12 protein-coding genes are annotated in these 12725 nt (G+C 75.2%); 6 read left to right on the top strand and 6 right to left on the bottom strand.

Annotated features, from left to right (window positions below; all coding sequences use genetic code 11):
* Nucleotides 1-74: 74 nt before the first annotated feature.
* Nucleotides 75-746, bottom strand: a complete 672-nt coding sequence (gene ftsL, locus ABD323_RS35270; protein ID WP_344446166.1) for a cell division protein FtsL — start codon at nucleotides 744-746, stop codon at nucleotides 75-77.
* A gap of 32 nt (nucleotides 747-778) precedes the next feature.
* Nucleotides 779-1753 (bottom strand): 16S rRNA (cytosine(1402)-N(4))-methyltransferase RsmH, encoded by a 975-nt coding sequence (rsmH, locus tag ABD323_RS35265; protein ID WP_344446165.1) that lies wholly within the window; start codon nucleotides 1751-1753, stop codon nucleotides 779-781.
* Nucleotides 1754-2092: 339 nt separating this feature from the next.
* Between rsmH and ABD323_RS35260 the strand changes: the two genes are divergently transcribed.
* The 4 genes from ABD323_RS35260 to ABD323_RS35245 all read left to right on the top strand — a co-directional run bounded on the left by ABD323_RS35260 (nucleotide 2093) and on the right by ABD323_RS35245 (nucleotide 7820).
* Entirely contained in the window at nucleotides 2093-2644 is a 552-nt protein-coding gene (locus ABD323_RS35260; protein WP_344446164.1) for a beta-class carbonic anhydrase, read from the top strand.
* Between the two features lie 337 nt (nucleotides 2645-2981).
* Nucleotides 2982-4019, top strand: a complete 1038-nt coding sequence (locus ABD323_RS35255) for an AAA family ATPase (RefSeq protein WP_425556270.1) — start codon at nucleotides 2982-2984, stop codon at nucleotides 4017-4019.
* A 1-nt stretch (nucleotide 4020) separates the two neighbouring features.
* Entirely contained in the window at nucleotides 4021-5358 is a 1338-nt protein-coding gene (locus ABD323_RS35250; protein ID WP_344446163.1) for a DUF58 domain-containing protein, read from the top strand.
* Nucleotides 5355-7820 carry a transglutaminase TgpA family protein gene (locus tag ABD323_RS35245; RefSeq protein ID WP_344446162.1) on the top strand — a complete coding sequence of 822 codons (2466 nt, stop codon included), beginning with the start codon at nucleotides 5355-5357 and terminating at the stop codon, nucleotides 7818-7820. The genes ABD323_RS35250 and ABD323_RS35245 overlap by 4 nt, the downstream gene beginning before the upstream one ends.
* 100 nt (nucleotides 7821-7920) lie before the next feature.
* Here the strand turns inward: ABD323_RS35245 and ABD323_RS35240 are convergent, their stop codons facing one another.
* The 4 genes from ABD323_RS35240 to ABD323_RS35225 form a co-directional block, all read right to left on the bottom strand.
* The gene (locus ABD323_RS35240; RefSeq protein WP_344446161.1) at nucleotides 7921-8307 is read right to left on the bottom strand and encodes a DUF3040 domain-containing protein; all 387 of its coding nucleotides are present in this window, start codon (nucleotides 8305-8307) and stop codon (nucleotides 7921-7923) included.
* 245 nt (nucleotides 8308-8552) lie between these two features.
* Nucleotides 8553-9305 carry a methyltransferase domain-containing protein gene (locus tag ABD323_RS35235; RefSeq protein ID WP_344446160.1) on the bottom strand — a complete coding sequence of 251 codons (753 nt, stop codon included), beginning with the start codon at nucleotides 9303-9305 and terminating at the stop codon, nucleotides 8553-8555.
* Nucleotides 9306-9346: 41 nt separating this feature from the next.
* Nucleotides 9347-9838 carry an SAV_6107 family HEPN domain-containing protein gene (locus ABD323_RS35230; RefSeq protein ID WP_344446167.1) on the bottom strand — a complete coding sequence of 164 codons (492 nt, stop codon included), beginning with the start codon at nucleotides 9836-9838 and terminating at the stop codon, nucleotides 9347-9349.
* Nucleotides 9839-9957: 119 nt separating this feature from the next.
* Entirely contained in the window at nucleotides 9958-10497 is a 540-nt protein-coding gene (locus ABD323_RS35225; RefSeq protein WP_344446159.1) for a PadR family transcriptional regulator, read from the bottom strand.
* 78 nt (nucleotides 10498-10575) lie between these two features.
* Here ABD323_RS35225 and ABD323_RS35220 point away from each other — a divergent pair, with 78 nt between their 5' ends.
* Both ABD323_RS35220 and ABD323_RS35215 read left to right on the top strand, forming a co-directional pair.
* Nucleotides 10576-11349, top strand: coding sequence for an alpha/beta fold hydrolase (locus ABD323_RS35220; RefSeq protein ID WP_344446158.1), 774 nt, complete (start codon nucleotides 10576-10578; stop codon nucleotides 11347-11349).
* A gap of 102 nt (nucleotides 11350-11451) precedes the next feature.
* Nucleotides 11452-12725 (top strand): phytoene desaturase family protein (locus ABD323_RS35215; RefSeq protein ID WP_344446157.1); only part of this gene is annotated, 1274 nt, incomplete at its 3' end.

Raw genomic sequence — 12725 nt, 5'->3', positions numbered from 1 at the left:
CTGGCGCTGGGCCGTCTCCACCGTCTGGCGGGCGCGGCGCTCGGCGTCGGTGCGCGGACGGCGCGGCGGCGTGCTCATCGCGCACCGCCCGCGGTGCCGCCCGCGGTGGCCGAGGGGCTGACCGGGTCGACGCGCAGCGTGCCCTCGCCGGTCGCGCCCGGGTCGCTCGGCGCGCCGCCGGCCGCGGGAGCCGTCGCCGGACCGCCGGCCGGGGAGGCGGAGAGCACCGGAGCGGCGCTGTCCGCGGCGCTCGGCGCGGGTGGCGGGGCGGGCAGCGGCGTGCTGGTGGAGGGCCAGATGTCGGCGCCCGAGCGCTTGACCGGCGGGCTGTCCTTGGCCGCTCCGGGCGTGCCGAGCACCTTGCCGTCGTCCTGCAGGAAGGCCGGGTCGCCGCCGGGGACCATGCCCAGCTGGCGGGCCGCCTTCTCCAGCGCGTCGGGGGCGGCCTGCTGGTCGATCTGCTGCTGAAGGCTCTGCTGCTGGTCGGTGAGCTGGGTGGTCTGCCTCTGCAGCTTCGTCAGCTCGAAGGAGTCCTCGTTGAGCGCGGTGTTGAGCATCAGCAGGCCGAGCAGACCGAGCGTCAGCAGCACCACCACCAGGATCGCGAAGGGCATCCGGCCCCGCCCGCCGCGGGCCGGGCGGCCCGGGCGCACGGTGATCCGTGCCCGCCCCAACTGCCCCGGCAGCAGCCGGCCCTCCTGGATGCCATCGCTGGCCGCCCCTACCGGCACCACGTTCTCCCTCACGCCTCGCCCTCCCCCGTCTCGGACACCGGCCCTCAGCCCCGGGAGCTCCGGTCCCTGATCCTCTCCGCCACCCGCAGCCGCACGGGCGCGGCGCGCCGGTTCTCCTCGATCTCCGCCTCGGTGGCCAGTTCGGCCCCACGGGTGATCAGCTTCAGCCAGGGCTGGTGCTCCTCCGGGACGAACGGCAGCTCCGGCGGCGCGGTGCTGGTGGCGCCGGCCGCGAAGTACTGCTTCACCAGGCGGTCCTCCAGCGACTGGTACGACATCACGGCGATCCGCCCGCCCAGCGCCAGCACCTCCAGCGCGTTGGGAATGGCCCGGTCGAGCACCTCCAGCTCGCCGTTGACCTCGATCCGCAGCGCCTGGAAGGTGCGCTTGGCCGGGTTGCCGCCGGTGCGCCGGGTGGCGGCCGGAATGGCGTTACGCACCAGATCGACCAGACGCGCGCTGTTGGTGAACGGTTCCTTCGCCCGCTCGCGCAGGATCACCGAGGCGATCTTCCCGGCGAACCGCTCCTCGCCGTAGACCTTGAGGATCCGGGCCAGGTCGCCGTGGCTGTAGGTGTTGAGCACCTCGGCGGCGCTCAGCCCCCGGCTCTGGTCCATCCGCATGTCCAGCGGGGCGTCCTGGGCGTAGGCGAAGCCCCGCTCGGCCTCGTCCAACTGCATCGAGGAGACCCCGAGGTCGAAGAGCAGTCCCTGCACCCGGGGGATCTTCAGGTCCGCCAGGACGTCCGGGATCTCGTCGTAGACCGCGTGCACCAGGGTGGCCCGCTCGCCGAAGGGCGCCAGCCGCTCGGCCGAGAGCCGCAGCGCCACCGGGTCGCGGTCCACCGCGACCAGCCGGACCTCGGGGAACTGGGTCAGCAGCGCCTCGCTGTGCCCGCCCAGGCCCAGCGTGGCGTCCACCACCACCGCGCCGGGGCCGCTGATCGCCGGGGCCAGGGCGTCCATGCAGCGTTGCAGCATGACCGGCACGTGCTTGGGTTCGGGACTGCCAGTGGCCATGCGCGGCGCCTTTCCTGGGTGCGAAGCCGCCGGTGGGTCGGGAAACGGTGCCGGGAGCTGGGACGGGACCCATTCTGGCCCACGCCGCGGGCCCGTCGGGACGCCGCCCGAGGTCCCCGCCCGCTCGCTGCGGGAAGGCGGGGCCGCCAGGCGCCGGGGAAGGTGCGCCGGGTGACCGGGAGCGGGAGGAGGCCGCGGGCTGCGTACGGAGCGTCAGACTACCGTCCGGGCCGGCGCCCGCACGGGCCGCCACGCGCGCCCTATGTGCTCCATCACACCAGGCCACCGGATGCCCTCGGGTCGCACCACGGCCAGGAAAATCCTACTAACGTCGTCCCCATGACAGTGACTCCCGACCGGTCGTCCCCCAGCGACTCCACTGCTCCCGCCGTCGGCAGCGGCGGTGGGATCATCGACCGCTTCGTCAATTCCAACCGCGACTACGCCGTCGGTTTCCGCGACGGGGGCATGGACGCCCGTCCGGTCCAGAAGGTGACCGTGGTGGCCTGCATGGACGCCCGGCTGGACCTCTTCGCCGCGCTCGGCCTCGAACTCGGCGACGCGCACGTGATCCGCAACGCGGGCGGAGTGGTCACCGACGACACCATCCGCTCCCTGACCATCAGCCAGCGCGCGCTCGGCACCCGCTCGATCGCGCTGATCCACCACACCGGCTGCGGCCTGCTCGGGCTGACCGAGGACTTCCGGCGCGAGCTGGAGCTGGAGGTCGGCCAGCGCCCGCAGTGGGCGGTGGAGTCCTTCGTCGACCTGGACGGGGACGTGCGGCAGTCGATGCAGCGGGTGCGCACCTCACCGTTCCTGCCGCACACCGACGACGTGCGCGGCTTCGTCTTCGACGTGCACACCGGGCTGCTGCGCGAGGTGCACTGACCGGGCTCGCCCCCACCCCACCGCCCCGACCGCCCCAGCAGCCCCCTGCGCCCCGTCCGGAGCACCCCGGATCGTCCGGATTCCGCCCCCGCACACACTCGCCGCCGCCCGGCCGTCGCCGCCCGGGCGCGCGGCGATGTCGCTCGGTCGGGTGACTTCTGGCCACCTCACAGGGAAGAATGCGCCTGCAGACCAGTGCCCCGCACCACCTGGGGTGGTCTGACCGCGCGCCGACAGCCCGCCGTCTTCGACCGGAGCCGGGGCGCGGCCGCGTCTTAGGGGTGGGGCCGGATTCCGGACAGGCGGACCGGCGTGAAGCAGGGCGAGGAGTTAACGGGTGACGACCTACAACGAGCAGGCCGGTCTCGACCGGCGCGGCCCGGAGCCGCGCAGCGGGGCGGCCGTGGGCCTGCCCGAGCTGAACGCCGTGATCGACCGGGTGCGCGCATCGATCGAGAGCGTGATCGAGGGCAAGCCGGAGGCCGTACGACTCGCGCTGACCGTGATGCTGGCCGAGGGCCACCTGCTGCTCGAGGACGTCCCGGGCGTCGGCAAGACCATGCTGGCCAAGGCGCTGGCCAGATCGGTGGACTGCACGGTGCGCCGCATCCAGTTCACCCCCGACCTGCTGCCCTCGGACGTCACCGGCACCAACGTCTTCGACCAGCAGCGGATGGACTTCGAGTTCCGCCCCGGCGCGATCTTCGCGCAGATCGTGGTGGGCGACGAGATCAACCGGGCCTCGCCCAAGACCCAGTCGGCGCTGCTGGAGTCGATGGCCGAGCGCCAGGTCACCATCGACGGCACCACCTACGAGCTGCCCTCCCCGTTCATGGTGGTGGCCACCCAGAACCCGGTCGAGATGGAGGGCACCTACCCGCTGCCCGAGGCCCAGCGCGACCGCTTCATGGCCCGGATCTCGATCGGCTACCCCAGCCCCGAGGCCGAGCTGGCCATGCTCGACGTGCACGGCGGGGCCTCCCCGCTGGACGACCTGCAGCCGGTCGCGCACGCGCACGACATCCTCAAGCTGATCGACGTGGTGCGCACCGTGCACGTGGCCGACAGCGTGCGGCGCTACGTGGTCGACCTGGTCACCGCCACCCGCACCTCGCCCGAGCTGCGGCTGGGCGCCTCGCCGCGGGCCACCCTGCACCTGGTGCGGGCCGCCCGCGCGGCGGCCGCCCTGGCGGGGCGCGACTACGTCCTGCCGGACGACATCCAGGCGCTGGCCGTCCCGGTGCTGGCCCACCGGCTGCTGCCGACCGCGGAGGCCCAGCTGAGCCGGCGCGGCGCCGAGCACGTGGTGCAGGAGCTCGTCCAGCGCCTGCCGATCCCCCACCCGGGTCCGTCGGGCCAGGCGCGGAGGGCGTGAGGTGTCGGCCCAGGGGGACCCGTCCGGGTTCCGCACCGGCCTGCGCGGCCTGACCACCCGCGGCCGCTCGTTCCTGGCCGCCGGTGTCGCCGCCGTGCTCTGCTCCTACCTGCTGGGCCAGGAGGCGCTGCTGCGGGTCGGTGTGCTGCTGGCGGCGCTGCCGCTGGCCGCCGCCCTGCTGCTGCTGCGCACCCGCTACCGGGTGGCCAGCGGCCGCCGGCTCACCCCGCACCGGGCGCAGGCCGGCCAGGAGGCCCGGGTGCACCTGCGGGTGGACAACATCTCGCGGGTCCCCACCGGCCTGCTGATGCTGGAGGACAAGGTCCCGTACGTGCTCGGGCCGCGCCCGCGCTTCGTGCTGGACCGGGTCGAGCCGCGCGGCTTCCGGGAGGTCTCCTACCGGGTCCGCTCCGACCTGCGCGGGCGCTACCCGCTGGGCCCGCTGCAGCTGCGCCTGACCGACGCCTTCGGCATGTGCGAGCTGACCCGCTCCTTCAGCGCCGCGGACACCCTCACGGTGGTCCCCCAGGTGCAGGCGCTGCCCGAGGTGCGCCTGGCCGGCGAGTGGGCCGGCTACGGCGACAGCATGGCCCGCTCGGTCGCGCTGGCCGGTGACGACGACGCGGTGCCGCGCGAGTACCGGCACGGCGACGACCTGCGCCGGGTGCACTGGAAGTCCACCGCCAAGTACGGCGAGCTGATGGTGCGCCGCGAGGAGCAGCCGCAGCGGGCCCGCGCCACGGTGCTGCTGGACGCCCGCGAGATCGGCCACCGCGGCAGCGGCCCCGCCTCCTCCTTCGAGTGGGCGGTGAGCTGCGCGGCCTCGGTCGGCAACCACCTGCTGGAACGCGGCTACCAGACCCGGCTGCTGACCGACAACGGCACCCAGGTGCCCGCGCCCAACGCGGTGGGCGCCGGCGGCTCGGTCAGCGAGTCGATCGGCCTGCTGCTGGACTCGCTCGCCGTCGTGCAGCACTCCCAGGGCAGCGGCCTGGCCCGCGCCGAGGAGGTGCTGCGGCTGGGCGGCGAGGGCCTGCTGGTGGCGATCCTCGGCTCGCTCGACGACGAACAGGTGGCGAACCTGGGCCGGCTGCGCCGCCGGGCCGGCGCGGCCGTCGCCTTCGTGCTGGACACCGGCACCTGGGCCGGCCTGCGCAGGGTCTTCCCTGACGCCGGCGACCACGAGTCCGACCGGCAGCTGCGGCTGCTGCGCGAGGCCGGCTGGACCGTGCTCGCCGCCCGCGCCGGCGACTCGGTAGCAGAACTGTGGCGGATGGCCGACCGCCACGCCCAGAGTGCCGGCGACGGCTCACCGGTCCACAAGGGGGCAAGCGCATGACCACCCGAGCGCGACTGACGGTGTACGCGGCCTTCGCCAGCGCCCTGGCCATGATGGGCCTGAGCCCGCTGCTGGAGCCGGCCGGCTGGCTGGTGCCGGCGGGCGGCCTGATCATCGTGATCGCCCTGTCCGGCGCGTCCCTGCGCCGGCTGGCGACCCCCCGCCCGCTGGTCGTCACGGCTCAGCTGCTGATCGTCCTCTACCTGCTGCTCTTCGGCTCGGTGCACGGCTCCTTCGCCTACGGACTGCTGCCCGGGCCGGCGGCGATACGGGCCCTCAACGACCTGCTGCTGGCGGCCGGCGACGGGATCCGCGAGTACGCGATCCCCGCCCCGGCCACCGCCGGCCTGCGGCTGGTGCTGGTCGCCGCGGTCGCGCTGATCGCCCTGCTGGTGGACGCGCTGGCCGTCACCTACCGGCGCGCCGCGCTCGCCGGGCTGCCGCTGCTGGCGCTCTACTCGGTCGGCACCGGGCTGATCGGCGACGAGACGGTGGTCTGGCTCTGGTTCGTGCTGGCCGCCGCCGGCTACCTGATGCTGCTCTTCGCCGAGGGCCGCGACCGGCTCTCGCGCTGGGGCCGGGTCTTCCGCGGCGCCGGCAACACCGACGCGCGCGGCGGCGGGGGCACGCTCTCCACCGGCGGCCACCAGATCGGCCTGCTCGCGCTGGTCGCCGCACTGCTGCTGCCCGCCTTCGCGCCCTCCCTGAACGTCAGCCTGGTGGACGGTGGCATCGGCAACGGCGGCAGCGGCGGCAAGGGCAACGGGAGCATCAACGCGCTCAACCCGGTCGTCTCGCTGGCCGACGGCCTGCGCAGCCCGCAGAACCAGGAGCTGATCAGGTACCACGGCAGCGATCCCGAACTGCGCACCGCCTACCTGCGGATCACCGCCCTGGACGAGTTCAACGGCGTCGAGTGGAAGCCCGGCTCGCAGGCCGCCCAGGCGGTGCCCAACCTGCTGCCCTACCCCACCGACCTGGCCGGCGGCGTCGACGTGCAGAGCATGCAGACCGCCATCACGGTCTCCGACAAGCTCAGCTCCCAGTGGCTGCCCGCGCCGTACGCGCTGGTGCAGGAGAACGCCGCCGGCAACTGGCGCTACGAGCCCGACAGCCGCTCGATCATCGGCGACCGCGGCCAGCAGGCCACCGGCCTGAGCTACACCGTCTCCTCGCTCAACATCCGGCCCACCGCCGAGCAGCTGCGGGTGGCCGGAACTCCGCCGCGTGACCTCTTCGACCACTACACGGCGCTGCCGGCGGGGCTGCCCGCCGTGGTGCACGACACCGCGCTGAGGGTCACCTCCGGCAAGGGCACGGCCTACGACAAGGCGGTGGCCCTGCAGGACTGGTTCGCGCAGAACGGCGGGTTCACCTACAGCCCCTCGGTCGACCCGGGCACCGGCTCGGCGGCCATCGAGCACTTCCTGCAGACCAAGCAGGGCTTCTGCGTGCACTTCGCGGCGACCATGGCGGCGATGGCCCGCACCCTGGGCATCCCGGCCCGGGTGGCGGTCGGCTTCGCGCCCGGCCGGGACCTGGGCGACGGCACCTACGAGGTCGGCACCAAGGACTACCACGCCTGGCCCGAGCTGTACTTCGCGGGCGCGGGCTGGCTGCGCTTCGAGCCGACCCCCAGCCGCGGCACGCCGCCGGAGTGGGCCGGTGCCAAGCCGGCGCCCAAGCCCTCCGCCAGCGCCGCGCAGCCCAGTGCCTCGGCGAGCGCCCAGGGTGGCGCGGCCCCGGCCGCCAGCAGCAGCTGCTCGGGGGTCCTGCGCAAGCAGGGCGGCTGCCCGGACCAGCTGCAGGCGGACGCGACGCCCCAGCCGAAGCAGGCCCCCTGGCTCACCCCGCAGGTGCTGGCGCTGCTCTCGGCGACCGGTCTGCTGGTGGTGCTGCTGCTCGCCCCGATGGTCTGGCGCGCGCGCCTGCGCCGCCGGCGGCTGGGCGAGGGCCGGCGGCGGGCGGGTGCGCCCGACACGGCCGCGCCCGGTGGTGGGCTGACCGAGGCCCAGGTGCTGGCGGCCTGGGCGGAGCTCATCGACACCGCCTGGGACCTGGGCATCGCCCCGGACGAGGAGCGCAGCCCGCGGCACACGGTGGACCGGATCAGCGAGCAGGGCGAGCTGAAGTCGGATGCCCGGGCCGCGGTGGGGCGCGTGGCGCTGGCCACCGAGCGGGTGCTCTACGCCCGCGAGGCCGGCCACGCCGCCCCGCTGGGGACCGACGTGCGGATCGTGCGGGACGGGCTGCGCGCCTCGGCCGGCCGGCGCCGGCGGCTGCGCGCGGTGCTGCTGCCGCCGTCGACCGCGCGGGTGGTCTGGCGGGTGGCCGACCGGGTGATGGCGGTGCGGCTGCGCGGGCGGGCCCTGCGGCAGCGGGTCACCACGGCGCTCGGCGCCCCCGTGCGGGCGCTGGGTGCCAGGCTGGCCCGGCCCGCCAAGGACGACGGCCAGGACTAGGGCCTCGGGCACGACGGAGCGGGGCGGGTGGGTGATCCCGGAGGATCACCCACCCGCCCCGCTCCGTCTCGTCGGTGTCGCGTGACCGCGTCGCGGCGGCCTACAGGCCGTCGTGCTCGTCGCGGCGGCGCTGCCAGCGCTGTTCCATCCGGTCCATCACGCCCGCCTTGCGGCGCACCGGGGGTGTCGTGCCCGGGCCGTTGCCTGGGCCGGCCGCGGGATGCCGGCGCCACCCGGCGACGGCGATGACGGCACAGCCCAACATGACCAGGAAGCCCACGACGCCCACCCAGACGAGTGGCACGACCATGCCACCCATCAGAAGGGCGACTCCCACCACGAAGCCCGCCGCGGCCAGGTAGACCCGGCGGCGAGTGTAGGGGCGCAACCCGGTCCCCTCGAGCGCTGTCGCGAACTTGGGATCTTCGGCGTACAGCGCTCGCTCCATCTGGTCGAGCAGTCGCTGCTCGTGCTCCGAGAGCGGCACGGAGTCCTCCTACTCGTCGGTCGCGGGGCGACCGGTCCGCCAGCTGGCCTTGTTGTGGTCCATATGCCCCATGCGTCTGGCCGTCATGCGTTCTGGCTTTACCCAGATCATACGGTCCGCCGGGGCGGTTCGGGGTGGGCGGCGATCCGTCGTGTCCACGGCGTCGGCACCCCGCCCGCACGGGTTCAACGCGCCACGGGCCCGCCGAGTGCCCGACCTGGGCGAGGGCGGCGGCCCGCGGCCGGTCAGACGAGTGCGGCCAGCAGGTGAAGCTGCGTGGCGACGGCGTGAAAGGCCGGCTGCTGGGCGGCGGCCTGCTCGAGCCGGAGCAGCGCGTCCATCGCACCGGGCTCGGTGTCCACCAGGACCCCGGGCACCAGGTCGGCGAAGACCCGCACGCCGTGCACCGACTCCACCCGCAGACCGGCCGCGCCGGCGAGGGCGTCGAGCTCCTGGGCGGTGAAGCGGCGCGGCATCGGGTCGGCGGTGCCCCAGCGGCCGTCCGTCGCCTCCAGCACGGTGCGGGCCTCGTCGAAGTGGCCGGCCAGCGCGCGGGCCAGCACGGCGCCGTTGCGGTTGGCGGCCAGCAGGCTGACCAGGCCGCCCTTGTGCAGGGTGGCGGTGAGGTGGCCCAGCGCCTCGGCCGGGTCGTCCACCACCTCGAGGACGCCGTGGCAGAGCACGGCGTCCACCGAGGAGGGGGCGATCACCTCGGGCAGCGTCTGGGTGTCCCCCTGGACGGCGCGCACCAGCTCGGTGACCCCGGCCTCGGCGGCCCGGCGCTCCAGCGCGAAGAGCGCGTCGGGGCTGGGGTCCACCACGGTCACCCGGTGCCCGAGCCTGGCCACCGGCACGGCGAAGTTGCCGGTGCCGCCACCGGTGTCCAGGACGTCGAGCACCGGCTGGTCCAGCTCGGTGGCCCGTCGCTCCAGCGCCGTGCGCACCACCTCCCAGACCACGGCGGTACGCAGGGCACTGCGGGGACGCGTCGGGTACAAGGGGTGCTCCTCAGGCGGTCGACGTTCCGGTCGTCACCACCCTATGGCCTCCCCTCGGGCTTGCCGATGATCTGTGGGTCGCCGCTGATCTGCAACACGTGCTCGACCAGACGCAGGAAGAACGCGGTGTTGCGCACCAGGTCGTCGGCGTCCCGGGCGCTGGCCGCACCGGCCAGGCCCGCCTCGGCGGCCGCGCGTTTTCGCGCGCCCGCCGCGAAGTAGACGGCCCACTCGGCCAGTTCGGGGGCGACCTCGGGCAGCACCTCCCAGGCGCTGCGGATCGCCTTGCGGCGGCGCGGGTTGGTCTCCGGGCGCCCGCGCACGGCGAGCACGGCGGCGGTGGTGCGCAGGGCGGCGAGGTGGGCGGTGGCGTACCGCTCCAAGGGGTCCTCGGCGGCGCCGGCCCGCACCAGGGTGCGGTGCGCCTGGGCCAGCAGATCACGAGCGGCGGGCGGGGCCCCGGCCTTCAGCAGGACCGGGTGGACGTCGACGGAGCGCAGCGGAATCTCGTTCGGGAGGTCGGTGACGGTCATGGTCTTCTCCCCCTGGCCGAAGCGGACGGCGCGGGCCTGCTGACCCACGTGCCTCCATGCTGACGTCCACCACTGACAAGTCGCCCCGGTGCGCCCGGGCGGCTGCCCCGGGCACCCGCTCAGCCGGCCCGCTCGACCTCCGCCAGCGCCGCCAGGGTCTCCTCCAGCCAGGCCAGCTCGGCCGTGGTGGTGGCCCGGGCGATCAGCAGCACCCCGCGCCGGAAGGGGTCCGCCGGCTCCTCGGCGCTCATCGGGCGGTCGCCCGCGTAGAAGAAGCTGGCCGGGGTCCGCAGGAAGGCCAGCCGGCGGGTGAGCACCGCGCGCTGGGCGGCCGGGTCGGGCAGGTGGCGCAGGAAGGCCAGCAGGGTGAACCAACGGTTCTCGTCGCTGATGTCCAGCTCGTCCGGCTCGCTCAGCACGGCCAGCAGCTCGGCCCGGCCGCGGGCGGTCAGGTGCAGGGTGTGCCGCGGGGCCGCCACGCTGCCGGGCTCGGTCTCGCGGCGCAGCAGGCCGGCCGTCTCCAGGCGCTTGATCGCCGGGTAGAGGGTGCCGTCGCTGATCGGGCGGACGTGCCCGGTCAGGGCGGCGAGGTGGCGGCGCAGCTCGTACCCGTGCAACGGCTGCTCGTAGAGGAATCCGAGGATCGCGAGCTTCAGCATGGAACTCACTGTGCCATACCTCGATCACGAGGTATCTTGCTCTCGATGCATCACATCCGACCACGAATGGAGTCCGCCGTGCGCGCCGCCCCCGTCACCGAGCAGGGTGACCTGATCCGCTGGGTCGAGTTGCCCGGCGCCGAGCCCGCCCGGGTCTACCTGCACGGACTCGGCGCGAGTTCGGCGCCCTACTTCGCCGCCACCGCCGTCCACCCGCTGCTGGCCGGCCGCCGCTCGCTCCTGCTGGACCTGCTCGGCTTCGGGATCAGCGACCGGCCGACCGACTTCGGCTACACCCTGGAGGACCACGCCGACGCGGTCGCCGCCGCGCTGCGCGCGGCCGGGGCCACCGGCGTGGAGCTGGTGGGGCACAGCATGGGCGGCGCGGTGGCGGTCGTGCTGGCGGCCCGCCACCCCGAGCTGGTCTCCCGCCTGGTGCTGGCGGACGCCAACCTCGACCCGGTGGTGCCCTCCAGGCGCCCGGGCAGCAGCGGCATCGCCTCGTTCACCGAGGAGGAGTTCCTGGCCGGCGGCTGGCGCGAGGTGCGCGAGCTGGTCGGGCCGCACTGGTGGTCCACCATGCGACTGGCCGGACGGGTGGCGCTGCACCGCACCGCGGCGCAGGCCGCCGAGGGCGCCCGCGGCACCCGGCCGACCGTCCGCGAGCTGCTGCTGGGGCTGACGGTGCCGAGGGCCTACCTCTACCCGGCGGCGGACGGCGCGGCCCAGCTGCCCGGCCCGGGCGTGCTCCTGCTGCCGGTCGCGGACTGCGGCCACAACCTGATGCTCGACAACCCCGACGGCTTCGCGGCGGCCGTGGCCACCGCGCTGGGGCGGGAGGCCGCCGCCTGACGCGACTTCCGTACCGGGCCGTACCGGGAAGTCGACCAGGCCGACTTCCCGGTACGGCCCGCGCGTGAGCCCACGTCGCCGCAGGGCCTAGGATCGGCCGCTATGGCACGGATCGTCATCATCGGAGCGGGTATCAGCGGACTGGCCGCGGCGGCACGACTGGCCACCGTCGGCCACCGGGTGACGGTCTGCGAGGCCGCCGGGACCTACGGCGGCATGCTCGGCCGCTACCGGCGCGACGGCTTCGCCTTCGACACCGGCCCGACCCTGCTCACCCTGCCCGCCGTCTACCGCGACCTGGCGCTGAAGACCGGCCGGGAGCCGCTGGAGGAGCTGGTCGAGCTCGCCCCGGTCGATCCGCAGAGCCGGCACCTGTTCGCCGACGGCACCGAGCTGACCCTGCCGAACGCCTCACGCGGCAAGGTCGCCCAGGAACTGGACGCGGCCTTCGGGCCGGGCGCCGGCGAGCGCTGGGGCGCGGTGACCAACCGCGGGCGCGCCGTCTGGGAGGCCACCCGCCGACCGCTGCTGGAGGAGCCGCTGCCCGCCGACCCGGCCGCCCGCGCGGCCCTGGGCACCGATCCCTACCCCGCGCCGCCCCGCCGCGGCCTGGCCCGGCTGCTCGGCGCCCAGGCCCCCACCCTGGACGAGGTGGCCAGGCGCGAGCTGGCCGCCCACCCCGGGCTGACCGCGCTGCTGACCGAGTACGCGCTGCGCTTCGGCCTCGACCCGCGCAGCGCCCCGGCCGGCGCCACCGTGATCCCCTACATGGAGCAGAGCTTCGGCGTCTGGTCCGTGCGCGGCGGGATGCGCGCGCTGGCCGAGGCGGTGTACCGGCGCTGCGAGCAGCGCGGGGTGGCGTTCCGCTTCGGCACCCGCGTCGAGCAGGACCCGGCCGACGCCGACCTGGTGCTCCGCCCGGCCGCCGGCGACCCCGAGGCACCGGGCCGGTTCAGCGTGCTGCTGGCGCTGCGCGGCCCGCGCCCGGCCGCCGCCGCGCAGCGCACCGTGCTGCACGCCGCCGACCGCGCCGAGGAGCTCGACGCCCTGTTCGGCCGGCCCGCCCGGCTCTGCGAGCGCCCCACCGTGCAGGTGCTGCGCCCCGACGACGCCTCGCAGCGCCCCGACGAGCAGCACGAGGCCGTCACCCTCACCGTGACCGTGCCCTCCCAGCTGCGCTTCGACTGGCACGCCCCGGGCGTCGCCGAGCGCTTCGCCGACCAGCTGCTGGCCCACGCGGACGCCGCGGGCCTGGGCCTGCGCGAGCGGCTGCTGTGGCGGGTGGTGCGCACCCCGGCGGACACCGAGTGGGAGACCTCGGCCCCGGGCGGCGCGGTGCCGCGCGCCGCCCTGGCCGGGCTGGGCGGGGCCCTGCT

The sequence above is a fragment of the Kitasatospora nipponensis genome, from assembly GCF_039528135.1.
GTDB classification, from domain to species: Bacteria; Actinomycetota; Actinomycetes; order Streptomycetales; family Streptomycetaceae; genus Kitasatospora; species Kitasatospora nipponensis.
This window is presented reverse-complemented; position numbering and strand designations above follow the sequence as displayed.